General features: G+C 65.0%; 20 protein-coding genes. 7 read left to right on the top strand and 13 right to left on the bottom strand.

Going from position 1 to position 22,750, the window contains the following annotated elements:
* Positions 1-29: 29 nt before the first annotated feature.
* From AC3A4H_RS08015 to AC3A4H_RS07995, 5 genes are all read right to left on the bottom strand, one after another.
* A complete protein-coding gene (locus AC3A4H_RS08015; RefSeq protein WP_487766225.1) occupies positions 30-1,655 on the bottom strand; it encodes an ABC transporter ATP-binding protein in 1,626 nt (541 codons plus the stop codon).
* The gene (locus AC3A4H_RS08010; protein WP_487766224.1) at positions 1,652-2,524 is read right to left on the bottom strand and encodes an ABC transporter permease; all 873 of its coding nucleotides are present in this window, start codon (positions 2,522-2,524) and stop codon (positions 1,652-1,654) included. The genes AC3A4H_RS08015 and AC3A4H_RS08010 overlap by 4 nt, the downstream gene beginning before the upstream one ends.
* Positions 2,521-3,468: an ABC transporter permease gene (locus tag AC3A4H_RS08005; protein WP_487766223.1), complete on the bottom strand. Its 948-nt coding sequence runs from the start codon at positions 3,466-3,468 to the stop codon at positions 2,521-2,523. The genes AC3A4H_RS08010 and AC3A4H_RS08005 overlap by 4 nt, the downstream gene beginning before the upstream one ends.
* 79 nt (positions 3,469-3,547) lie before the next feature.
* Positions 3,548-5,029 carry an ABC transporter substrate-binding protein gene (locus tag AC3A4H_RS08000; RefSeq protein WP_487766222.1) on the bottom strand — a complete coding sequence of 494 codons (1,482 nt, stop codon included), beginning with the start codon at positions 5,027-5,029 and terminating at the stop codon, positions 3,548-3,550.
* A gap of 143 nt (positions 5,030-5,172) precedes the next feature.
* A complete protein-coding gene (locus tag AC3A4H_RS07995) occupies positions 5,173-6,453 on the bottom strand; it encodes an acetylornithine deacetylase/succinyl-diaminopimelate desuccinylase family protein (protein WP_487766221.1) in 1,281 nt (426 codons plus the stop codon).
* 284 nt (positions 6,454-6,737) lie between these two features.
* Between AC3A4H_RS07995 and AC3A4H_RS07990 the strand changes: the two genes are divergently transcribed.
* From AC3A4H_RS07990 to AC3A4H_RS07975, 4 genes are all read left to right on the top strand, one after another.
* The gene (locus tag AC3A4H_RS07990; protein ID WP_487766220.1) at positions 6,738-7,145 is read left to right on the top strand and encodes a L,D-transpeptidase; all 408 of its coding nucleotides are present in this window, start codon (positions 6,738-6,740) and stop codon (positions 7,143-7,145) included.
* 142 nt (positions 7,146-7,287) lie between these two features.
* Positions 7,288-10,134, top strand: coding sequence for a molybdopterin oxidoreductase family protein (locus tag AC3A4H_RS07985; RefSeq protein WP_487766219.1), 2,847 nt, complete (start codon positions 7,288-7,290; stop codon positions 10,132-10,134).
* A gap of 184 nt (positions 10,135-10,318) precedes the next feature.
* A complete protein-coding gene (locus AC3A4H_RS07980; protein ID WP_487766218.1) occupies positions 10,319-11,086 on the top strand; it encodes a 4Fe-4S dicluster domain-containing protein in 768 nt (255 codons plus the stop codon).
* Between the two features lie 4 nt (positions 11,087-11,090).
* On the top strand, positions 11,091-12,014 hold the full coding sequence (locus tag AC3A4H_RS07975; protein ID WP_487766217.1) for a dimethyl sulfoxide reductase anchor subunit family protein: 924 nt from the start codon (positions 11,091-11,093) through the stop codon (positions 12,012-12,014).
* Positions 12,015-12,029: 15 nt separating this feature from the next.
* On the opposite strand, the gene AC3A4H_RS07970 is transcribed toward AC3A4H_RS07975, so the two are convergent.
* From AC3A4H_RS07970 to AC3A4H_RS07940, 7 genes are all read right to left on the bottom strand, one after another.
* Positions 12,030-12,197, bottom strand: coding sequence for a hypothetical protein (locus AC3A4H_RS07970; RefSeq protein ID WP_348777175.1), 168 nt, complete (start codon positions 12,195-12,197; stop codon positions 12,030-12,032).
* Between the two features lie 64 nt (positions 12,198-12,261).
* The gene (locus AC3A4H_RS07965; protein ID WP_487766216.1) at positions 12,262-13,239 is read right to left on the bottom strand and encodes a lipid A biosynthesis lauroyl acyltransferase; all 978 of its coding nucleotides are present in this window, start codon (positions 13,237-13,239) and stop codon (positions 12,262-12,264) included.
* 8 nt (positions 13,240-13,247) lie between these two features.
* Positions 13,248-14,276: a zinc-binding dehydrogenase gene (locus AC3A4H_RS07960; RefSeq protein WP_348777173.1), complete on the bottom strand. Its 1,029-nt coding sequence runs from the start codon at positions 14,274-14,276 to the stop codon at positions 13,248-13,250.
* Between the two features lie 136 nt (positions 14,277-14,412).
* Positions 14,413-15,684, bottom strand: coding sequence for a beta-ketoacyl-ACP synthase (locus tag AC3A4H_RS07955; RefSeq protein ID WP_487766215.1), 1,272 nt, complete (start codon positions 15,682-15,684; stop codon positions 14,413-14,415).
* 12 nt (positions 15,685-15,696) lie between these two features.
* Positions 15,697-16,890, bottom strand: a complete 1,194-nt coding sequence (locus AC3A4H_RS07950) for a beta-ketoacyl-ACP synthase (RefSeq protein WP_487766214.1) — start codon at positions 16,888-16,890, stop codon at positions 15,697-15,699.
* 40 nt (positions 16,891-16,930) lie between these two features.
* A complete protein-coding gene (locus tag AC3A4H_RS07945) occupies positions 16,931-17,215 on the bottom strand; it encodes an acyl carrier protein (protein WP_348777170.1) in 285 nt (94 codons plus the stop codon).
* 161 nt (positions 17,216-17,376) lie between these two features.
* Positions 17,377-17,934: a histidine phosphatase family protein gene (locus AC3A4H_RS07940; RefSeq protein ID WP_487766213.1), complete on the bottom strand. Its 558-nt coding sequence runs from the start codon at positions 17,932-17,934 to the stop codon at positions 17,377-17,379.
* A 137-nt stretch (positions 17,935-18,071) separates the two neighbouring features.
* Here AC3A4H_RS07940 and AC3A4H_RS07935 point away from each other — a divergent pair, with 137 nt between their 5' ends.
* The 3 genes from AC3A4H_RS07935 (at position 18,072) to AC3A4H_RS07925 (ending at position 21,769) form a co-directional block, all read left to right on the top strand.
* The gene (locus AC3A4H_RS07935) at positions 18,072-19,022 is read left to right on the top strand and encodes an AEC family transporter (RefSeq protein ID WP_487766212.1); all 951 of its coding nucleotides are present in this window, start codon (positions 18,072-18,074) and stop codon (positions 19,020-19,022) included.
* Positions 19,023-19,225: 203 nt separating this feature from the next.
* Positions 19,226-20,683 carry an NAD-dependent succinate-semialdehyde dehydrogenase gene (locus tag AC3A4H_RS07930; protein ID WP_487766211.1) on the top strand — a complete coding sequence of 486 codons (1,458 nt, stop codon included), beginning with the start codon at positions 19,226-19,228 and terminating at the stop codon, positions 20,681-20,683.
* 66 nt (positions 20,684-20,749) lie between these two features.
* Entirely contained in the window at positions 20,750-21,769 is a 1,020-nt protein-coding gene (locus AC3A4H_RS07925) for an aldose epimerase family protein (RefSeq protein ID WP_487766210.1), read from the top strand.
* Positions 21,770-21,788: 19 nt separating this feature from the next.
* Here the strand turns inward: AC3A4H_RS07925 and AC3A4H_RS07920 are convergent, their stop codons facing one another.
* Positions 21,789-22,706 carry a sugar kinase gene (locus AC3A4H_RS07920; protein ID WP_487766209.1) on the bottom strand — a complete coding sequence of 306 codons (918 nt, stop codon included), beginning with the start codon at positions 22,704-22,706 and terminating at the stop codon, positions 21,789-21,791.
* Between the last annotated feature and the right edge of the window lie 44 nt (positions 22,707-22,750).

Raw genomic sequence — 22,750 nt, 5'->3', positions numbered from 1 at the left:
GCGCAAGCGGGATTTCGCGCCCGGCGCGTCTACCCCTGTTCCTGCAGCTTCTTCGCAATCGCACGGCGCAGATCGGGAGAAGCGGAAACGAGAGCCTTGGCCGCTTCCGACTGCGGGTTGTCGAGCACTTCCGAGGTTTTGCCCCGCTCCACGATCCGGCCGTCATGCATCACCATCACGTCGTCGGTAATGGCACGCGCCACCGAAAGATCGTGCGTGATGAACAGATATGCCACGCCCAGCCGCTGGTTGAGGTCGGCGAAGAGGTCGAGGATCTGCGCGCGGATCGAAACGTCCAGCGCCGAGACCGGCTCGTCGGCCACCACCAGTTTCGGCCGGGTGATGATCGCACGCGCGATCGAGAGGCGCTGGCGCTGGCCGCCGGAAAATTCGTGCGGATATTTATCCATATCGGCGGGCTTCAGCCCGACGTCGTGCAAGGCGCGCGCCACCATCTCCCGGCGCTCGGCTGCTCCCGGCTGCTTCTCCAGCGTTTGCAGCGGCTCGGCCACCAGCCGCTCCACCCTGTGGCGCGGATTGAAGGAGCCGTAAGGGTCCTGAAATACCACCTGCATGTTGCGCCGCGCCGGCTTCAGCGCGGCCTCGTCGCGGCCTGTCAGGGGCGCGCCCATGAAGCGGATAGCGCCGCCTGTCGGCTGGTCGAGCGCCAGGATCATGCGCGCCAGTGTCGACTTTCCGCAGCCCGAACGCCCGACCAGCGCGACGGACTGGCCCTCCTTCATCGAGAAAGACACGCCATCCACCGCACGCACCGGTTCCGGCTTGCGAAACAGCGAGGTGCGGTGGCCCGGATAGTCGCGTGTCACGCTTTCGACGGACAGGAGATCGTTCGTGGGCTGCTCGGTCCCCGAGATTCTTGCCCGCGCCGGCACATGCATAGAAGCCTGTGCGAGCTGGCGCGTATAGGGGTGTTCCTGTGCGGAAAGTGTGAGCGCCGTCTCGCCCGCCTCCATCACCTCGCCATTGCGCATGATGGTGACGCGATCGGACATATCGGTGACGACGGCCAGATCGTGCGAGATCAGCAGCAGCGCCATGCGATTTTCTTCGACCAGGTCGCGCAGCAGGTCGAGGATCTGCGCCTGCAGCACCACGTCGAGCGCGGTGGTGGGCTCGTCGGCAATCAGCAGCTTGGGTTTTAGGGCACAGGCAATGGCGATGACCACGCGCTGGCGCTGGCCGCCGGACAGTTCGTGCGGATAGCGCGACAGCGGGAATTTTGCTTCCGGCAATCCGACACGGTCGAGGATTTTTCGAGCGCGGTCTTCCGCCTCGGCGCGAGTGGTACGCGCGTGCCAGCGAATGCCCTCGGCCACCTGCTCGCCGATTGTCTTGACCGGGTTCAGAGCCGTCATCGGCTCCTGGAACACCATGCCGATGTCGTCGCCGCGCAGCTTGCACATCCGTTCCTCGCCGGCGGCGAGGATATCGACGCCATCGAAATGCACGCGGCCGCTCGCCTTGGCGACGCTCGGCAGCAACTGCATGATGGTCAGCGCGGTCATCGACTTGCCCGAGCCGGATTCGCCCACCAGCCCCATCACCTCGCCGGCGTCAAGCGTCAGGTCCACGTCCTTCAGGATCGGGATGCGGCCGATGTTCAGCGATAGCTTTTCGATCTCCAGCAGGCTCATCGCTGGCGCCTCAGCTTGGGATCGATTGCGTCGCTGATGCCGTCGCCGAGCAGGTTGAGGCCGAGCACGGTGATGACGATTGCCAGGCCGGGGAACAGCGCCAGTGACGGGGCCACGGCCATGCGCGTCTGCGCGTCGAACAGCATGCGGCCCCAGCTCGGCATCGGGGGCTGCACACCGAGCCCGACATAGGAAAGGCCGGCTTCGGCCAGCACGCCGAGCGCGAACTGGATCGTGCCCTGCACCAGAAGCAGATTGGCGATGTTGGGCAAGATGTGCTCGAGCGTGATCCGCGCCTTGCCCTTGCCGGCGGCCCGGGCGGCGAGGATGAACTCGCGCGGCCAGATGGCCAGCGCGCCGGCGCGTGCCACGCGTGCGAAGACCGGGATGTTGAAAATGCCTATGGCGATGACGGCGTTGATCGCGCTCGGCCCGAAGATCGCGGTGATCAGGATAGCCATCAGCAGGGCAGGGAAGGCGAACACCACGTCGTTGAAGCGCATCAGCACCTCGTCAACGATGCCGCCGCGCGCGGCCGCCCAGCAGCCCAGCGGCACGCCCAGCCCCATGCCGATGACGACGGCCGCCAGCGCCACGGCGATTGAGGCGCGCGCGCCGACCATGATCATCGACAGCACGTCGCGGCCGAACTGGTCGGTGCCGAAGGGATGCGCGGCCGAAAGCGGCAGCATGCGGTCGGCCACCACCAGCCTGGTCACGTCATAGGGGGTCCAGAAGAAGGACAGAAGCGCCGTTGCCGCGATGATCGCGATGAGGATCGAGCCGACCACGAAGGAGCGGTTGCGCAGCGCCAGCGCGAGAAAGCCGGGCTGAGGCTCGGGGGCGGGTTCCTGGGCAATGATCGTCATCGTCTTGTCCTCAGGCGCGGGTCGACGATCGCGTAGGAGAGATCGACCAGCAGGTTGACGAGCACCACCACCGCCACCAGCAGCATCACCACGCTTTCCACCACGATCAGGTCGCGCTGGGTGATGGCCTGGAAGACCAGCCGGCCGAGGCCGGGGAGATAAAAGACGTTCTCGATGATGATGGTGCCGGCCAGCAGGAAGGCGAATTGCAGGCCGAGAATCGTCAGCACCGGGATCAGCGCGTTGCGCAGCGCATGGCGCCACAGCACCATGTTGCGCGGCAGGCCCTTGGCGCGCGCGGTGCGGATATAGTCCTCGCCCAGCACGTCCAGCATGGCTGAACGCGTCACGCGCGACAGGATTGCCGCCTGCGGCAGGGCAAGCGCAATTGCCGGCAGGATAAGCGACTTCAATGCAGGCCAGGCGCCGGCGCTCCAGCCGGGAAAGCCGCCAGCCGGCACCAGGTGCAGCCAGACCGCGAAGACGTAGACCAGCAGCAGCGCGAACCAGAAGTTGGGCACCGCGACGCCAAGTTGGGCTGCGCCCATGGAGATGGTGTCGGCCATTCGGCCGCGCCGTTCAGCGGAAAAGATGCCGACAGGAATGGCAATCAGCGTGGAGAGCGCCAGCGCCATCAGCGCCAGCGGCAGCGAGACCACCACACGCTCGGCGACGAGGTCGCGGACCGGCACGTTGTAGGTGTAGGACTTGCCGAAATCGAACACCAGCAGCCGGCCGATCCAGTCGAGGTAGCGAACGAGGAGAGGCTGGTCGAGGCCCATCTGGTCGCGCAGCGCCTGCACTGCGTCGGCCGTCGCGTTCATGCCCAGCATCAGCCGCGCCGGGTCGCCGGGAACGATCTCGATCACCGAGAACACCACCACCGAGGCAAGCGCGAGCGTCACCACGGCAATCAGCAGCCTCTTGGTCAGGTAGGCGGTCATGGGGTGTCAGCCTGCCCAAAAAGCAACTGCCCCGGAAGCGGTTTCGGCTCCGGGGCAGCATTTCTCAACAGATGCTTGCTCAATCCGCCCACTTCACCTTGGTCAGGTCGTTGGCAGGGATCGGCGAGTTTTCCCAAAGGCCCTCGAGCTTGGCGTCCCACACGCCGATCTTGGGCAGCTCGAACAGGAAGCCCACCGGCGCATCCTGTGCGAGGATTTTCTGCGCTTCGCCGTAGAGTTCCTTGCGTTTGGCTTCGTCGGAAGTGAGGTTCAATTCCTCGATCACCTTGTCAAAGCCGGGGTTGTGGTAATTGAAGTAGTAGTCCTTGCGGGCATAGATATCGATGTCGTTCGGCTCGGTGTGCGAGACGATCGTCATGTCGTAGTCCTTGTCGGTAAAGACCTGCTTCAGCCAGTCGGCCCATTCGAGCGGGATGATTTCGGCGTCGATGCCTATCTCGCGTAGCTCCGAAGCGATGATCTGGCCGCCGTCGCGGGCATAGGGCGGGGGCGGCAGCTTCAGGGTGGTCTTGAACCCGTTTTCGAGGCCGGCTTCCTTCAGCAGTTCCTTGGCCTTTTCGAGATCATGCGGATAGGTGCCGGTGAGGTCGATATAGGCCGGGTTGTGCGGTGCAAAATGCGAGCCGATCGGCGTGCCCAGGCCGTTGGACGCCCCATCGACTATCGCCGTGCGGTCGAGCGCATGCGAAATCGCCTGACGGACCTTGATGTTGTCGAAGGGCGGCTTCTTGTTGTTCATGGCCAGGATGGTCTCGCCCTCGGTCGAGCCGACCACCACCTTCAGGCGCGGATCGGCTTCGAGCTGGGACATGCTGTCGCCCACCGGCATGTTCGGGAAGGCCTGCACGTCGCCAGACAGCATCGCCGGGACCGCGGCCGAGGCGTCGGGGATGATGCGGAACTCGACCTTGTCGAGATGGGCCGGCTCGCCCCAATAGTGGTCGGCCTTCACCAGCTTGATCGCGGAACCGCGCGCCCAGCTGTCGAACTTGAACGGGCCGGTGCCGATCGGCTTTTCCTTGTTGGTGTCGGCAGATTTGCGCGAGACGATCACCGCATCGCCCCAGCCCATATTGTAGAGGAACGAGCCCTGCGGGTGCTTCAGCGTCACCTTGACGGTGGTCGGGTCGACAACCTCGACTGTGTCGATGGCCTCGAAAAGCCCCTTCTGGGCGTTGGTCGAATCCGGCGCGCGGGCCCGGTCGAGCGAGAACTTCACATCGTCGGCTGAGAAGTCGGCGCCATCATGAAACTTCACGCCGCTGTGCAGCTTGAAGGTGTAAACCTTGCCGTCGTCGGAAATCGTCCAGCTTTCCGCCAGGTCGGGCAGCACTTCGCCCTTGGAGCCGATGCGGGTCAGGCCCTCGAATACGTTGGCATAGACCACCTCGCGAATGGCAGCGGCGGCACCCGCCGTCGGGTCGAGATGCGGGGGCTCCAGCACCATGCCGAGCACGAGATCGGTTCGCGCAGCCATGGCCGCGGTACCGGAGGTCAGCGCCAAAGCCGCCGCCACAAGGATCGCTTTCCAGGATTTCATCTTTGACCAACTCCCATTACTGCCGCAGCCAGCGGATAGAAGCGTGAATCTGCCGCAGAGTAAACCGCGTTCTGTTGCAGTGCAGCGAAACAGACGGATATTTACCCGGGAAACTATTCCCGCTGGCCCGGAGCGGGCCGAAATCAGCCGGCCGCCTGGCCGCGTAGCAGCAGGCCGAGGCCGATTGCCATCACCTTGGCCGACTGCAGCATGTCCTTGATTCCTACCCACTCGTCCGGCCGGTGGGCCAGGTCGAGAATGCCGGGGCCATAGGCGATGCAGTCGTAGATGTGGCCGATGCGGGCGATGTGCTTCTGGTCGTAGGTGCCCGGCGAGATGACATATTCCGGCTCGCGGTCGAAGATTTCGTGTATGCCCCGGGCCACCGCCTTCACTACAGGCGCGTCGCGCTCGGTCATGGTCGGCTGCACCTCCATGATGTCGCGAATGTCGTAGTCGAATTTCGGTCGCTCGCGCTTCAGCCGCTCGAGAATCGCGGTGACCTCGCCTTTCACCTCGTCCAGCTTCTCTTCCAGCAGGAAGCGGCGGTCGATGGTTATCCGGCACCGGTCAGGCACGTTGGGCGAGGGCAGGCCGGGACGAAAATCCTCGGTCTGGCCGCCATGGATTGAGTTGATGTTCAGGGTCGAGCGGCGCGCGCCTTCCGGCACCACGGGCATCGTCGTCTGCTTCCGGTCGAGGGCGGGGAATAGTTCTTCCTCGAAAGCGGTGATCACCGCGCTCATGTGGCGCACGGCGCAGTCGCCGAGGAAGGGCATCGAGCCGTGCGCGATCTCGCCCTGGGTTTCGATCTCGGCCCACCACACGCCGCGATGGCCGAGGCAGATGCGGTCCTTGTTGAGCGGCTCGGGAATGATCACGTGGTCCACCCGCGGCCTGGAAAAATAGCCCTTGCCGGCGAGATAGGCGACGCCGCCGAAGCCGCCGGACTCCTCGTCCACGGTGCCGGAAATCTCGATCGCGCCGGGAAAGTCAGGATAAACGTCCATGAAGGCCTCGGCCGCGATGATGGAGGCGGCGAGTCCGCCCTTCATATCGCAAGCGCCGCGCCCGTAGACGCGCCCGTCTTTCACCACGCCGGCGAAGGGTTCGACCGTCCAGCCGTCGCCGGCCTCGACCACGTCGATATGCGAGTTGAAATGCACAGTCGGGCCGGGGCTGCGCCCGTCGAAGCGCGCCACCACATTGGTGCGCGGGTAGCGGTCGCTGTCTCCGGGCGTGCCTTCGCCGCGAATGTATTCCACGCCGAAGCCGCGCCTGCGCAGGCGCTCGCCGATATATTCTGCGCAGGGGCGATAGGCTTCGCCGGGCGGATTGACTGTGGGAAAGCGGATGAGGTCTGCGGTCAGCGCGACAAGTTCGTCGACACGGTCGTCGATTGTTCTCAGCAGCTTTTCAGTCATGCGGCAACACGAACCTGACCTTGTTCCGGGCGACTTGGCGTCAGTCTACACGGCCGAAGTGCGAAGTCGAGCAGCCGGGGCCTGCTGGCCCAAAGGTTAGGCCAAGAATGGGTAAGTGAAGGCAATAGGCTGGGCAACAGCTGGGGGCTTCGCTGAGCCGCCAGATTATTGAACCGGCGGAAATTCCGGCGAATACAAAAATTAGAGCTGCGGTCTTCTTTTTCAAAGCTTGTGGGCTAAATCTGTGGTTGAAAGACGGTTTTGCAATGCACCAAGCGATCTTTATGGCTGTAGTGCTGACCTTCTCTGCGGTTCCGGCGAAAGGCTGGGCGGCCGGACTTGTCGCCAATATCGAGCTTTCCAAACAGACGATGACCGTCACGCGGCAGGGCCGTGTGATCTACAAGTGGCGCGTTTCCACTGCGCGCAGGGGCTATGTCACGCCACGCGGCGTCTGGCGGCCCATCCGCATGACCCCGATGTGGTACTCCCGCAAATACGACATGACGCCGATGCCCTATTCGGTGTTCTTCCGTGGCGGCTATGCAATCCACGGCACGAATGCGGTGCGGCATCTCGGCCACGCGGTCTCGCATGGCTGCGTACGGCTCTCCACGCCAAACGCGGCGCGCTTCTATGCGCTGGTTCAGGAAGCGGGGGCCCAGAATACCCGGATAGTCGTTTCCAACTGACAGCCCGCGGCGATTGCAGTTCCTGCAGCAGGAATTTGCGGCATCCTGCTATAATCGCGGACGAATTTTGCGGTGAAATGATCTGTATGGGCATTTCATTTCGGCGCCCCGCTGGGTACGAGTCGGGCGAGGAGCAGTGCTGATGAATTCCGACCCACGCGTCGCCTTGTCCAATCCGGTTGCCGACGAGGTGCGCAAGACCACCTGTTACATGTGCGCCTGCCGCTGCGGCATCAACGTGCACCTGAAGGACGGCAAGATCCGTTACATCGAAGGCAACCGCGATCATCCCGTCAATCGCGGCGTGCTGTGCGCCAAGGGATCGGCCGGCATCATGCAGCATTATGCGCCGGCCAGGCTTCGCGCGCCGCTGAAGCGCGTGGGGCCGCGCGGCTCCGGCCAGTTCCAGGAAATCTCATGGGAAGAGGCGCTGTCCACGGCCACCGACTGGCTCGGCCAAGTGCGCCACGCCGACCCCAAAAAGCTCGCCTTCTTCACCGGGCGCGACCAGTCGCAGTCGCTTACCGGCTTCTGGGCGCAGCAGTTCGGCACGCCGAACTATGCCGCCCATGGCGGGTTCTGCTCGGTCAACATGGCCGCCGCCGGCATCATGACGCTGGGCGGCGCGTTTTGGGAATTCGGCTCGCCCGACTGGGAGCGGACAAAGCTGTTCGTGATGTTCGGGGTCGCGGAAGACCACGATTCCAACCCGATCAAGATGGGCATCGGCAAGCTCAAGCAACGCGGCGCGCGCTTCGTGTCGGTCAATCCGGTGCGCACCGGCTATTCGGCCGTCGCCGACAGCTGGATCGGCATCCGGCCCGGCACCGACGGGTTGCTGATCCTCTCGGTGGTCCACGAACTGCTCAAGGCCCGCAAGATCGATGTCGACTATCTCGTGCGCTATTCAAACGCCTCGTGGCTGGTGATCGACGCGCCGGGCACCGCCGATCACGGCCTGTTCGCGCGCGACGGCGAGGGCAGGGCGCTGGTTTACGAGACCGTCACCGAGCGTCCGGTGCCGCTTGACACGAAAGGCGCGCGGGCAGCGCTTTCCGGCCGTTTCGAGCTTGGCGACGGGCGATTTGCCGTGCCCGCCTTCCAACTCCTCGCCGAAAAGTACCTGGACCCGAAATATGAGCCCGAAGCCGTTGCCGAGGAGACGGGCGTTGCCGCCGATGTGATCCGCGGCCTTGCCGCCGAGATCGCGCGCGTCGCCTTCGACGAGGCGATCATCGTCGAGCAGCCATGGACGGACGTGAACGGCGAGCGCCACCCCTATTTCCTCGGGCGGCCGGTGGCGTTCCATGCCATGCGCGGCATCTCCGCCCATTCCAACGGTTTTCAGACAGCGCGGGCGCTGCACATGCTGCAGGTGCTGATCGGCGCGGTCGATTGCCCCGGCGCCTTCCGCTTCGAGCCGCCTTATCCAAAGCCGATGACCGCGCACCCGACGCCGCATGGCAAGGCCGAGCACTTTGGGTCCGACAAGCCGCTTGCTGGCCCCCATCTCGGTTTTCCGCGCGGACCCGAGGATCTGTTGGTCGACGCCGAAGGCAAGGCCACGCGCATCGACAAGGCGTTTTCGTGGGACGCGCCGATCTCCGCGCACGGCATGATGCACATGGTCATCGCCAACGCCCATGCCGGCGACCCGTACCCGATCGACGTTCTGTTCATGTACATGGCCAACATGGCCTGGAACTCGTCCATGAACACCGCCGGCACCATGAAGATGCTGACGGACAAGGACCCGGAGACCGGCGAATACCGCATCCCGAAGATCATCTATTCGGATGCCTATTCATCGGAGATGGTCGCTTATGCGGACCTCGTGCTGCCCGACACGACCTATCTGGAACGCTACGACTGTATCTCGCTGCTCGACCGGCCGATCTCGGAGCCCGACGCGGTGCAGGATGCCATTCGCTGGCCGGTGCTGGAGCCGGATCGCGACGTGCGCGCCTTCCAGACCGTGTTGCTCGATCTCGGCGCGCGGCTGAAGCTGCCGGGCTTTGCCGACAACCACGGCCAGCAGCTCTACAAGGACTATGCCGACTACATCGTGTGCCATGAGCGCCGGCCGGGCATCGGCCCGCTTGCCGGTTTCCGGGGCAGTGATGGAGACAAGGCCGGGCGCGGCGCGGCCAATCCAAACCAGCTGGAGCGCTATATCGAGAATGGCGCGTTCTTCTCTGCGCACATCCCGCTCGAAGCGCAGTTCATGAAGCATGCCAACCAGGCCTATCAGGACTTTGCCGTGCGCATGGGCTTTTTCGACACGCCGCACCCGGTGACATTCCAGCTCTATCTGGAGCCGCTGCAGAAATTCCGCCTGTCGGCGGAGGGCCTGCGCGAGCCGGTGGCGCCTGAGACGCATCGCGAGCGCATATTGCAGGCCTTCGACCCGCTGCCGCTTTGGTATCGCCCTTTCGAGGAGGCGCTGGTCGACCGCGAGACCTATCCCTATCACGCGATCACCCAGCGGCCGGCGGCGATGTACCATTCCTGGGGCTCGATGAATGCGTGGCTGCGCCAGATCCATACCAAGAACCCGCTCTACGTGCCGGGGCCGATCTGCGACGAGCTCGGTCTTGTCGACGGCGACTGGGTCTGGGTCACGTCGAGCCACGGCCGCATCAAGGTCGAGATCGCGCGCATGGAGGCGGTGAATTCGCGCACGATGTGGACCTGGAACGCCATCGGCAAGCGCAAGGGCACCTGGGCGCTGGACCCGAACGCGCCGGAGGCGACCAAGGGCTTCCTCTTGAACCATCTTATCAACGAGCTTCTGCCGCCGCGTGGCGACGGCATGCGCTGGTCGAATTCCGATCCCATCACCGGGCAGGCGGCGTGGTACGACCTTCGCGTGCGCATCGAAAAGGCGGAAGCCGGCGCGGTCACCGAGCCGCATTTCCCCGCCATCGCGCAACCCGAGCCAGAGGCGCGCCCGGCTGTGCTGCGCTACGGAGAGGAGTGGGCGACATGAGAATTGTCGTCATACCCCCACCCCTAACCCCTCCCCACAAGGGGGAGGGGAATGACCGGCCCCGGCATCTATCGGCAAACGCCCTTGCGCCAGCGCGCCACTTCCCCTCCCCCTTGTGGGGAGGGGTTAGGGGTGGGGGTTCTTCAAAGGCCGGCCGTTCCATAGGCTGTGAGGGCGCGCGCCCATGACCACACTCCCCGCCCAGCCCACGCCAAAGAAACTCGGCCTCGTCATTGACCTCGACACCTGCGTCGGCTGCCACGCTTGCGTGGTGAGCTGCAAGGAATGGAACACCGGCGGCTACGGCTCGGCCCTGTCGGACCAGGCCCCCTATGGTGCCGATGTCTCCGGTGCCTGGCTCAACCGCGTGCACAGTTTCGAGGTCGTGCCGGAGGGCGGCGAGATCGTGGGCGAGGCGGGGCAGGCGCGCATCGTGCACTTCCCAAAGTCCTGCCTCCACTGCGAGGATGCGCCCTGCGTCACCGTGTGCCCCACCGGCGCGTCCTACAAGCGCTCCGCCGACGGCATCGTGCTGGTCGACGAAGACAAATGCATCGGCTGCGGGCTCTGCGCCTGGGCCTGTCCCTATGGCGCGCGCGAGATGGACCTTGCCGCCGGCGTGATGAAGAAATGCACGCTCTGCATCGACCGCATCTACAACGAGACGCTTGAGGAGGAGGACCGCGTGCCGTCCTGTGTGCGCACTTGCCCGGCCAATGCCCGCCACTTCGGCGACCTCGCCGATCCTAATTCAGCCGTGTCCATCCTCGTCGCCGAACGCGGCGGCATGGACCTTATGCCGGAGCAGGGCACGCGGCCGGTCAACAAGTATCTGCCGCCGCGCCCGCGCAAGTCGCTGGCCGAAAGCGCGCACACCCTGCCGCTGGCGGAAAACACCGAGGGAGCAAAAGGCTTCTTCGCCTGGCTCGACGGCATGCTGGACAGAATCTGAACCGATGCATCCCGCCTTTTCCATCATCGTCTTCACCACGTTTTCCGGCCTCGGCTATGGGCTCGCGGCGGTGCTTGGCCTCGGCCTGCTCGATCCGGCGGCGACGGCGACCAAATGCGCGCATGCGCTGGCGCTTGCGCTGATTTCGGCGGGTCTGTTGTCCTCGACCGGGCATCTAGGCAACCCGCAGCGCGCCTGGCGGGCATTTTCCCAATGGCGCTCCAGCTGGCTGTCGCGCGAGGGTGTGATGGCAATCGTCACCTTCGTGCCGCTGCTGGTATCGGCATGGGCTTGCGTGTTCGAGGGGCGCTACCTGCCACTGCCGGGGCTTGTTGGAACGCTGCTTTGCATCGTCACCGTCTACTGCACGGCGATGATCTACGCGTCGCTGAAATCGGTGCAGGCCTGGTACACGCGGCTGACGCCGGCCTGCTACCTGCTCTTTGCGGCTGCGGGCGGGTTTGTGCTTGCCAGCGTCTTCGCTTTCGCCGGCGGCGGAAACACGCGCGTCCTGCCGCTGCTTGCCGTTTTGTTTCTCATTGTCGCTTGGGCGACAAAACTGCGCTGGCGCGAGCGAATGAAAAGTCTTGTGCCGCTATCGACGCCCGAAAGCGCCACGGGCCTTGGCAATATCGGTCGCGTGCGGCTGTTCGAGCGGCCGCATGCGATGGAAAACTATCTTACGAGCGAAATGGGATTTCGGGTCGCCCGCAAACATGCCGACAAGCTGTGGCGCATTGCGCTGCTGCTTGGCGGAATTGTCCCGGCGGTGCTGCTTCTGGCGCTTGCGATGCTCGCAGGCGAGGGGCCTCTGGCCACAGGCATCGCCGCGCTCGCTGGTCTGGCGTTCGCGGTCGGTATTCTTGTCGAGCGGTGGCTGTTTTTCGCCGAGGCCCGGCACGCAGTGATGAACTATTACGGCGGGTGAGTTCCGCGGCGTCGTTTAACTATCTTCGTGTTGCCTGGAATTGCGCTTGTCCAGCCGGGCAAGGCGTTCCACCAGCTTTCGGATGGCAAGCTTCTGGGCGTCTCGCTCGCTGCGCCGCTGCAAACCCCAAGGCGTCCACAGCGTGGCGCCGGGCCTGTCCGCGGTTTCCGTCTGCTTGTTCATCGCCGCCTCCTCACGTCACGAAAAGTGGACGGTTGAAATCTGGCTTTATTGCGTCAGAGACGGCTTAATTTCGGGTAAGGGATTTCAGGCCGCGCCTGCGCCGGCCCTTGCTCAGCATCCAGCGCTTGTGGAACCACATCCATTGGCCGGGATGTTCGCGCACCCAGCGCTCGACCACGTCGTTCAGCAATTGCGCGGTTGCCGGCACGTCCACGCTGCCTTCGGCATCGCGCGGCAATTCAAGCTTGTCCTCGATCTCCAGCCGGTAGCGGTTGCCGGGCAGGCGTATGCAACGCGCCGGGTAGACGTCGCAGTCATACTGCCGCACCAGCTTGGGCAGCAGCGGGCTGGTCTCGCAGGCGCGGCCGAAGAAGGTTGTGGGCGTGCCGTTGATGAACTTCTGATCGACCAGAACGCCGATGGTGCCGTTGTTGTCCAGAATGCGGGCGAGCGCGAAAGAAGCGCCGGCGCGCGAGGCCAGCAGGTCGCCCATGATCGCCCGGCGGGTCGAGAAGATATAATCGGCGATATAGGGGTTGTTGGGCGGCCGGAACAGCGCAGTTACCTTCATGCCGAAGGTGGCCCCGGCAATCGGCAGCAGCTCGAAATTGCCAAGATGCCCGGTGAAGATGATGTGCGGCTTGTTTTCTGTTGCGATCTTCGCGAACAGGCCCTCGCCCGAAACCTCCACGCGGCCCGGCTTGTCGGCATAGGGGTCGTAGTCGAATATCGCGTCGAGGAAGATATATTCCGCCGCCAGCCGGGCCATGTTGCCCCACATGTCGAGGGCGATGGCCTTGATCTCGTCCTCGCTTTTTTCGGGGTAGGCGTGGCGCAGATTGTCGAGCGCCACCTTGTGGCGGCCGACCAGCGGCCCGAGCCTGCGGGCGGTGCGGTCGGCAAAATCGAGCGCCGTGTCCATAGGCAGGCGGCGCAACAGCGCCAGCAGCGCCTTGGCGATCTGCGCCGTCAGCCAATACCGCGTCTGCGTAAGGCGCTGCGACAGGCGATAGAGAAGGCCCTTCACGGCCGTACCCCGCATCTTGGCCCTCAACCGACGCGAAGCACGATTTTGCCGAACACGTCGCGGCCTTCCATGCGCTTGAGCGCCGCGTCGATGGAATTGAAATCGACCTCGGTGTCGATCACCGGGGCGACGAGGCCGGCGGCCATTTTCTGCATGGCGTTGGCCATGTTCTCCATCCGGCAACCGAAGGAGCCGAGCAGCTTCAGTTGCTGCTGGAACAGCATCATCAGGTTCACTTCGGTCGAGACGCCGGAGGTGGAGCCGCAGGTGACGAGGCGGCCGCCGCGCTTGAGGCTGAACATCGAGCCTGCCCAGGTGTCCTTGCCGACATGCTCAAACACCACGTCCACGCCCTTCTTCTTGGTCAGCTTGCGCACGACGCCCTCGAAGCGGTCCTCGCGATAGTTGATGACGTGGTCGGCGCCCAGCGCCTTGGCCTTCTCGATCTTGTCGTTGGAACCCACCGTGGTGATGACGGTGCAGCCCATTTTCTTGGCAAGCTGGATGGCGGCCGAGCCGATGCCCGAGCCGCCGGCGTGGACCAGGATCGTCTCGCCGGGCTCAAGCTTGGCGTTGTCGAACAGCATGTGCTCGACGGTCCCGAAGGTCACGGGTGCGACCGCCGCGCCGATGGCGTCGACGCCGGGAGGGGCGGGCACCAGCAAGCGCGCGGGCAGGTTGATCTTCTCTTGCGCAAAACCGTCGAGATGGAAGCCATGTACGCCAGAGACGTGCTCGCACAGATTGTCGCGGCCCTCGCGGCAGGGGCGGCAGAGGCCGCAGGTGCGCGCGCCATAGATCGAGACGAGTTGTCCCGGTGCCAGGCCGGTCACGCCGGGACCCACCGCCTCGACCTCGCCGGAGGCTTCCGCGCCGACCGTGAGCGGCAGCTTGCGCTTGGCAAACGCCATGCCGCGCCAGCCCCAGACGTCGATGTGGTTCAGCGCCACGGCCTTGATGCGCAGCGTGACTTCGCCGAGCGCCGGTGCCGGCGGCTCGGGGATCTCCACCGTTTCGAGCTTGCGATCCTCGACGAGTTGCAATGCGCGCATCGGGCCTTTTCCTTCATGAAGCATGTTTCCCGACCGCCTCTCGGCGCCCGAACAAAATCACGCAGCAAAATAAAATGGAGCGCGCCGCGGCCAGTCGGGTCGCTTCATCGCACTCCGGAACCTTTTGAAGGGTCGATTAGACCGGTTCCCGTGCCATGACAAGGCAGGTGTTCTGGCCGCCGAAGCCGAAGGAGTTGGAAAGCACGGTCGAAACCTGCGCGTCGCGCTTCCTGTTCGGCACCACGTCCAGCTCGATGGCCGGGTCGGGATTGTCGTAGTTGATCGTCGGCGGGATCACGCCTTCGCGCATGGTCAGAAGCGAGAAGGCCGCCTCGATGGCGCCCGCGGCCGACAGCGTGTGGCCGATCATCGACTTGTTGGAGGAAATCGGCGTGGTGCGCATGCGCTCGCCGAACACGGTCGACAGCGACATATGCTCCATCTTGTCGTTTTCCGGCGTCGAAGTGCCATGCGCGTTGACATAGTCGATGCCGTCTTCGGCGAGGCCCGCGTCTGCAAGTGCTGCCCTCACCGCGCCGATCGCGGGCGAGCCGTCCGGCTTCGAGCGCGTGCGGTGGAAGTCGTCGGATTTTTCGCCGCAGCCGCGCAGGATACCCAGCACGGTGGCGCCGCGCGCTACAGCGCTTTCCAGCGATTCCAGTACCAGTGCCGCCGACCCTTCGGCGAGGACAAAACCGTCGCGATCCTTCGAGAACGGTTTTGAAGCCTTCTCGGGCACTTCGTTCTGCGTGGAGAGCGCGGAAAGCAGCGAGAAGCGAATCAAGGCCTCGGCGGTCGCCGAACCGTCGGCGCCGATCGACAGGGCGCGCTCGCATTCGCCGCGGCGGATCGCCTCGACGCCGAGTTGGATGGCGGTGGCGCCCGAGGCGCAGGCAGTGGAAAGCGTGATCGGCAGGCCGCGCGTGCCGAACTCGTCGGCGAGGCGGGCGGCGATGGAACCGAACTGCGAGGTCTCGAAGATGTCGAGGCTCGGCAGGTTGCGGGCAACCGTGAACAGGCGGTCGGTGGCGCTGCCATCCTTGCCGTCGAGGTAGAGGGCAAAGCGGTCATGCCAGTCTAGCTCGACAGGAGGCGAGGCGAGGAACAGCGGTCCGCCGAAATTCTCCGTGTCAAGGCCGGCTTCCGCGATCGCCTCGCGGCCGGACCGCTCTGCCAGCTCGAAGGTCAGCGCGCTGGCGCCCTTGTTGCTGGACGGCAGGAAATCGACCGTGCCGGCAATGGTGGTGTTGAGGTGTTCGACCGGAAAGCGCGTGATCTTGTGAATGCCCGAGCGGCCGGAGGTGAGGGCCGCCCAGTTGTCGGCCTTGCCGACGCCGAGCGAAGTGACGACGCCGATGCCGGTGACGGCGACGATGGGCCTGCCGAGATGGTCGTTGTACTTAGCCATGTGCGTTCCGGTTCAGTCGGGGGCGCCAACCAGCGCCATGCCCTCGAAATAATGATAGCCGATTGCTGTCGCCAGCACAGAGCGCGGCGCTCCTTCATAGGCTCTTTCGTTCGCCGTATCGAAGGCCGGGTAGCCGGCCTTGCGGTCGATGGCCAGCGCCGCCAGCGCCACAGCGAAGGGGAACTGCGCTTCCTTCATGTGCCCGGTGAAAGAGCCGAATGCGCGGGCGACAAGCTGCGGGTTGCGCTCCAGCGCAGCCTTCTCGGCCTTGGTTGCTGCATGCGCGCCGGATGCGCCGGACATGGCCAGCAGCGGGCCGTTAGCGGGCAGGTCCACCTTGCCGAGCAGGCCGGTGACGGCTTCGCTCAGGTCCTGCTTGCGCCGGCGGGTGAGGTCGGAAAACACGGGGCCGAGCGTGGCATAGATGCGGCCGCCGCGCGCCTCGGCATGCTGGCGCGATTCCAGCACCAGGAATGCCGCGCCCGAGCCGCTGACCACGCCGCCGCCTTCGGCGCCCTCGCGCTGCCACACCGGCTTCCAGGGGCCGCGATGCAGGTAGCCACCAAGTTCATAGCCCAGCAGCATGTCGGGATGTTCGGTCTGGAACGCGCCGCCCACCAGCACATGCGTCGACTGGCCCGAGCGGATGCGCGCGGCCGCCGTGTCGACCGCCGAAACGCCAGCGCCTTCCTCGCCCATGAATGTGCGCGAGGAGCCGGTGACCTTGTGGACGATGGAGATGTTGCCGGCGAGCAGGTTGGAAAGCTGCGCCAAAAACAGCGTCGGCCGCAGTTCCGTGGTCAGCTTCTCGTTCAGCAGCACTTCGCGGTCGTTGCGCGTTTCGGAGGCCGCGAGGATCGCGTTGTCCACCGTCTCGTCGCGCTCGCCGCCGCCGGCCGCCACCACCATGTCCATGGACGCGCACAGGGTTTCATCGCCCTTGATGCCGGCGTCGTCCAGCGCAAGGCCGGCGGTGTAGGTGCCGAGCCGCTGCCAGGTCTCCATCTGCCGCTGGTCGCCGCGCTTGGCGATCTGCAGGCCCCAGTCGATCTCGGGCAGCGGGTGGATGGAGTAGGGCGAATAGCGTTCGGCATCCACCACCGGTTGCGTGTCGGCGGCTGTCAGCTTCTGCCAATGGGCATCGGTGCCTTCGCCCAGCGACGAGACTAGGCCGATGCCGGTGATGACGACGTCGTGGGCGCTCATGGATAGGTGTTGTCGGTTAGGCCGCCGGTCCCGTCAAGGGTCAGGCGACAGCCTTCGCTGCCACCAGACCGTCGATCTTGGCGCAGAGGTTCTTCATCAGGAAATATTCGTCGGTCGAAACCTTGCCGTCGTTGACGTCCTGCGTCCACTTCTCGAGCGGCACCTTGATTCCGAATTCCTTGTCGATGGCAAAGACGATGTCGAGGAAATCGAGGCTGTCGATTCCGAGATCGTCGATGGTGTGGCTCTCGGGCGTGATGGTGTCGATGTCGATCTCGCTCGTGTCGGCGATGATCTTGGCTACTTTCTCGAATGTCGTGGACACGGCTTTTCCTTTGAAATGCAGGCGGATTCCTTTCCGCGCAGGGTTGATCGGCTCTCTAATCCGTTTTTCTGGGCAGGAAAAGACCAAATCGCCCTTTTGGGGCCGGCGCCCGGCGCGCCGGGTCTTTCCCTCGGGTCATCGCATGCGGCGTTTATAGCTGGTCAATTGAACACGATTCGGCCCAGAATATGGAGCCCCTTGCCGTCCGGCCGCACGATAATCGCCTCTCCTTCGCGGGCGTTGGCGCCGGTCAGAGCCGCGATGACCTCCTGGTGGGTTACCAGCACGAGATTGCCCGACCCCGAGAAGGCGCGGATCTCGTTTAGGATCGCCTCCTTCTGCTCTTCGCTCACCTCGGTGCCCGGCGACGGCTGGTCGAGCGGCGCGAAGGGCTCCACGATCCTGTCATTGAAGGCGATGCGGGCGGTTTCAAGCGCATTGCAGTAGCGGCTGGAAAGCACGCGCTCCACAGTTTCGGCCCGCGCCGCAAACAGAGCGCCCATCTTTCGCGCCTGCTGCTTGCCGCGGTCCGACAGGTTGCGCTGGGTCTCGCATTTGCTGATGTCGAAATTAGCCGGCTCGCCGCTGCCTCCCGGCGTGATGGCGTTGCGCAGCAGCACCACATGGCCACCGGCGCGCAGCAGCGCCCAGCCGGCCTCCGTGGCCGATGCCGGCGCGAGCACCGCAAGCAGAAACAGGACGGTCATTACGATGCGCATGCAGTTTCCCCGGCGATTCGCCGGATATAGGGAGAGGAAAGCTGCGCGAAACGCAAGCCGCGCCTTGCAGGCAGGGGTGTTGCAGCCCGATCTGTGGCCGATTGCACAAGCCGCACGGCTCCCGTATCACCGCAATCATGTCTCCTCTGGTCGAAACAGTCCTGTTCGTGTTCGGTCTGGTCGCGCTCGGCTATCTGGCCGGTCTGTCGGGCTATCTGAAAGCCGAGGTGGGCGACGCGCTGTCGCAGTTCGCTGTCGGTGTGGCGCTGCCGATCCTGCTGTTTCGCACCATGGTCAACGCCGATTTCCAGGGCGCAGCACCTTGGACCCTGTGGGCGACCTATTTCGCGGCGGCGGCCGTTGCCTGGACGGCCGGCCATCTGGTCACCACCCGCGTCTTCGGGCGCGATCCGCAGGCCGGCGTGGTCGGCGGCGTGGCGACGGCCTTCTCCAACCTGCTCCTGCTCGGCATTCCCTTCATGCTCGGCGTCTTCGGCCAGCAGGGGGTCGACATATTGTCGCTGATCATTTCCGTGCACCTGCCGACGATGCTCGCCGCCTCAATCGTGCTGTTCGAGGTCTTCGGCGGTCGGCCCAACGGACCGGCCGACCCGCTGCAGGTGGCGCGCGACTTCCTGCGCCGGCTCTACACCAACCCGCTCATCATCGGCATTCTTGCGGGGCTGTTCTGGCGCTTTGCCGGGCTGCCCATGCCCGGCCTGCTCGGTCGCCTCATCGACGCGCTGGGCGGCATCGCCGGGCCGCTGGCGCTGTTCGGCATGGGGCTTGGCCTGCGCAAATTCGGCATTTCGGGCAATGTCCGCCCCGCCATGGTGCTTTCGGGGCTGAAGCTGATGCTGATGCCTGCCGTGGCGCTGGCCATGGCCTGGCTGCTCGGCCTGCCGCCCTTGTCGGCCAAGGTGGCGGTCGCGGCGGCGGCGCTGCCATCCGGCGTCAATTCCTATCTCATCGCCACCCAGCTCCGCACCGGCCAGGCGCTCGCCTCAAACCAGATGACCATCGCCACCGCTTGCGCCGTGGTCACCACCGCTTTCTGGCTGGCGCTGGCGCAACTGGCGTTCGCCTGACGCTGGACCATAAAGCTCATGGATCAAGCCGATTGATCCAGATGCTGCCGCCGGGTTAGAGGTGGCGCACTTGCGGCGAAAGCCATATATTTCTGGCACATCGCGCAACATCGGCGGCAATCTGCCGGAGACCTCTTCGGCAGACAACGACGAATCCCACAGGAACCGGCGCGTTACGGCGCGCCGCACGAGAGGCGAGACGAATGCTCCAGAAATCCAGCCATTTCATGCGCCAGGCAAACCTGATCAACGGCGAATGGGTGCAGGCCGATTCCGGCAAGACCATCGACGTGATCAATCCGGCGACCGGCCTCACCATCGGCACGGTGCCGCGTTCGGGCGCTGCCGAGACGCGCCGCGCCATCGAGGCCGCCAACGAAGCCTTCAAGACCTTCCGCAAGACCTCGGCGCTCGAGCGTTCGAAGCTGCTGCGCAAGCTCCATGACGCGATCATGGACAACCAGGACGCGCTGGCCGAACTGCTCACCATCGAGCAGGGCAAGTCGCTGGCCGAGGCCAAGGGCGAGGTCGGCTCGTCGGCCGCCTATGTGCTGTGGTTCGCCGAGGAAGCCCGCCGCGCCTATGGTGACGTCGTGCCTTCGCCGTGGGCGGACCGCCGCGTGCTGGTCACCAAGGAGCCGGTCGGCGTCATCGCGGCGATCACGCCTTGGAACTTCCCGTCGTCCATGCTGTCGCGCAAGCTGGGGCCCGCACTCGCCGCCGGCTGCACCGCCGTCGTCAAGCCGGCCTCGCAGACGCCTTACTCGGGCCTCGCCTGGGGTGCGCTGTGCGAGGAGGTCGGTTTCCCGAAGGGCGTCGTCAACATCGTCACCGGCTCGGCCGGTGAGATCGGTGACGAGATCTGCGCCAACCCGCTGGTCAAGAAGATCACCTTCACCGGCTCGACCGAGGTCGGCAAGATGCTGATCGCCAAGTCGGCTTCGACGGTCAAGAAGGTCTCCATGGAACTGGGCGGCAACGCGCCGTTCCTGGTCTTCGACGACGCCGACATCGACCGCGCGGTCGAGGGTGCCATCACGGCCAAGTTCCGCAATTCGGGCCAGACCTGCGTCTGCACCAACCGCTTCTTCGTGCAGGCCGGCATCTATGACAGGTTCGTCGAGAAGCTGGCCGCGGCCTCCAGCAAGCTCAAGGTTGGCTCCGGCCTCGATGAAGGCGTGCAGCAGGGCCCGCTCATCGACGTCAACGCGGTCGAGAAGGTCGAGGAGTTCATCGCCGACGCCACCGCCAATGGCGGCAAGGTGGTTGCCGGCGGCAAGCGCCACGAGCTGGGCGGCTCCTTCTTCGAGCCCACGGTCATCGCCGACGCCACGCCGAAGATGAAGTTCATGAAGGAAGAGATCTTCGGCCCGGTCGCGCCGGTCTTCAAGTTCGAGACGGAAGAGCAGGCGATCGAACTCGCCAACGACACCGAGTTCGGCCTTGCCTGCTATTTCTATACGGGCGATCTCGGCCGTGCTTTCCGCGTCATGGAAGGGCTGAAATACGGCATGGTCGGCGTCAACGAAGGCCTGATCACCACGCCCGAAGCGCCTTTCGGCGGCGTGAAGGAATCCGGCCTCGGCCGCGAAGGCGGGCACCAGGGCATGGACGACTATCTCGATACCAAATATGTCTGCATCGGCGGTCTCGGCCTCTGATCCTTGACACGATCACGGGCGTGGCCTCATGGTTTCGCCCGTGACACATTTCTGACCGGAGCGAGCATGTCAGGCGGCAAGGTCTTCGGTACAACTGATGACGGGCAGCCTGTCCGTCGCTTCGAGATTGCCGGCGGCGGCCTTTCTGCCAAGATCATCAACTGGGGCGCGGTGGTTCAGGACCTGCGCATTGCAGGCCACGATGCGCCTTTGGTGCTCGGCTTCGAGCGCTTCGCCAGCTATCCCGCCTTCTCTCCTCATTTCGGTGCCATCGTCGGGCGCTTCGCCAACCGAATCCGCGGTGGCCGCTTCACGCTCGAGGGCCGGCGCTATCTCATCGACCCCGACCGGCCGGAAGCCAACGGGCTGCACGGCGGGTCCAACGGCTTCAGCCGCCGGGTGTGGGACGTTCTGGTTCAGGGGCCCGATTTCGTCACGCTGGGCCTGCACGATCCCGATGGCGAAATGGGCTTTCCCGGCGCGCTCGACGTGCGCTGCACCTATCGGCTGAAAATCCCGGGAACACTGGCCGTGGAGCTTACCGCGACCTGCGAGGAGCCGACACTGTGCAATCTCGCACACCATTCCTATTTCAACCTCGATGATGGCGGCAGCGGCGACATCCTCGACCATCGGCTGATGCTGACCGCCTCGGCCTACCTGCCCGTCGATGCCGAGATGATCCCCACCGGCGTCGTGCAGCCGGTAGACGATACGCCGTTCGATTTCCGCCACGCCCGCCCGGTGCGAATGGAGATTGAAGGCGAGCAGCTCGCCTACGACAACAACTACTGCCTTGCCGCGGCGCGAGGGCCGCTCAAGCAGGCAGCATGGCTGCAGGGCGCCAGATCGGGGCTGGAAATGGAGGTCTGGACCACGGAGCCTGGCGTTCAGCTCTATGTCGGCCAGCACATTTCCACCGAGGCGAGGGGCCTGGGCGGGCGGCACTACCAGCCCTATGCAGGCCTGTGCCTGGAGCCGCAAGTCTGGCCGGATTCGCCCAATCGCCCCTACTTCCCGCAGGCCACCTTGTGGCCTGGGCAGATGTATCGCCAGACCACCGAGTATCGCTTCAGGATGGGATAGCCGGCACCGCAGCGGGACCTCACTGGTCGAACGCCATCTTCAGTGTGGCAAATGGCGCCAGTGCGCCGCGTACCTGCACCACCGCCGCCGCGACGCGATGTGCGCGCTCGGCCGCTTCCTCCGGCGGCAGGCCCAGCAATCGCGCCGCGAGATAGCCGCCATTGAAGGCGTCGCCGGCGCCGGTGGTGTCGAGCGGCGCGGCGACGCGGGTCGCCGGAACGCTGAACGTATCCTCGTAGTGCGACACCAGCGCCGCTTGCTCGCCGTTCTTGACCACGATTTCGCCGACCCCGGCCTTCTGCAGGCGCTGCACGGTGGCCTCAGGCGTGGCGTCGCCGTAAAGCTCGTGCTCGTCTGGGAATGTCGGCAGTGCGATGTCGGTCACCTTCAGCGCCTCGTCGATTGCGCTGCGCGCGCTGGCTGCGTCGGGCCACAGGCGCGGCCGCCAGTTTGGGTCGAAGGCGATGTGCGAGCCATGCGCCCTGGCGTGCGCGATGGCCTGCAGCAAGGTGCGCCGCGCGCCCGCGTCCAGAATCGCCAGGGTGATTCCGGAAAAGTACACAAGTGTCCGCTGCTCGAGGCTCTTTGCCAATGCGGCCGGGCTGCTGGCGAGCTGGCGGGCAGCCGCGTCGCTGCGCCAGTAGGTGAAGGAGCGTTCCGCGCCCACCAGCTTGATGGCGTAGAGGCCGGGCCGTGCGCCGCGGATGATCGGGCTCGCCGCAATGCCTATGTCGTGCTCGCGCAGGAAAGCGATCTGGTCCTGCGAGAAGGGATCGTCGCCGAAGGCCGAGACATAGTCGATCTCGTGGCTGGAGCTCAGCGCGCGAATGGTCCAGAGCGTGTTGAACGTGTCGCCGGCAAAGCCCATGCGCCAGCTGCGGCCGGCTTGCCCGGACAGTTCGAGCATGCATTCGCCGATTGCCGCGATGCGGACCATGCACTCCTCCTCAGCAAATTCTAGCGCGTTGTCGCACGCCGACC

The sequence above is a fragment of the Pseudaminobacter sp. Soil_N_29 genome, assembly GCF_057656055.1.
This window is presented reverse-complemented; position numbering and strand designations above follow the sequence as displayed.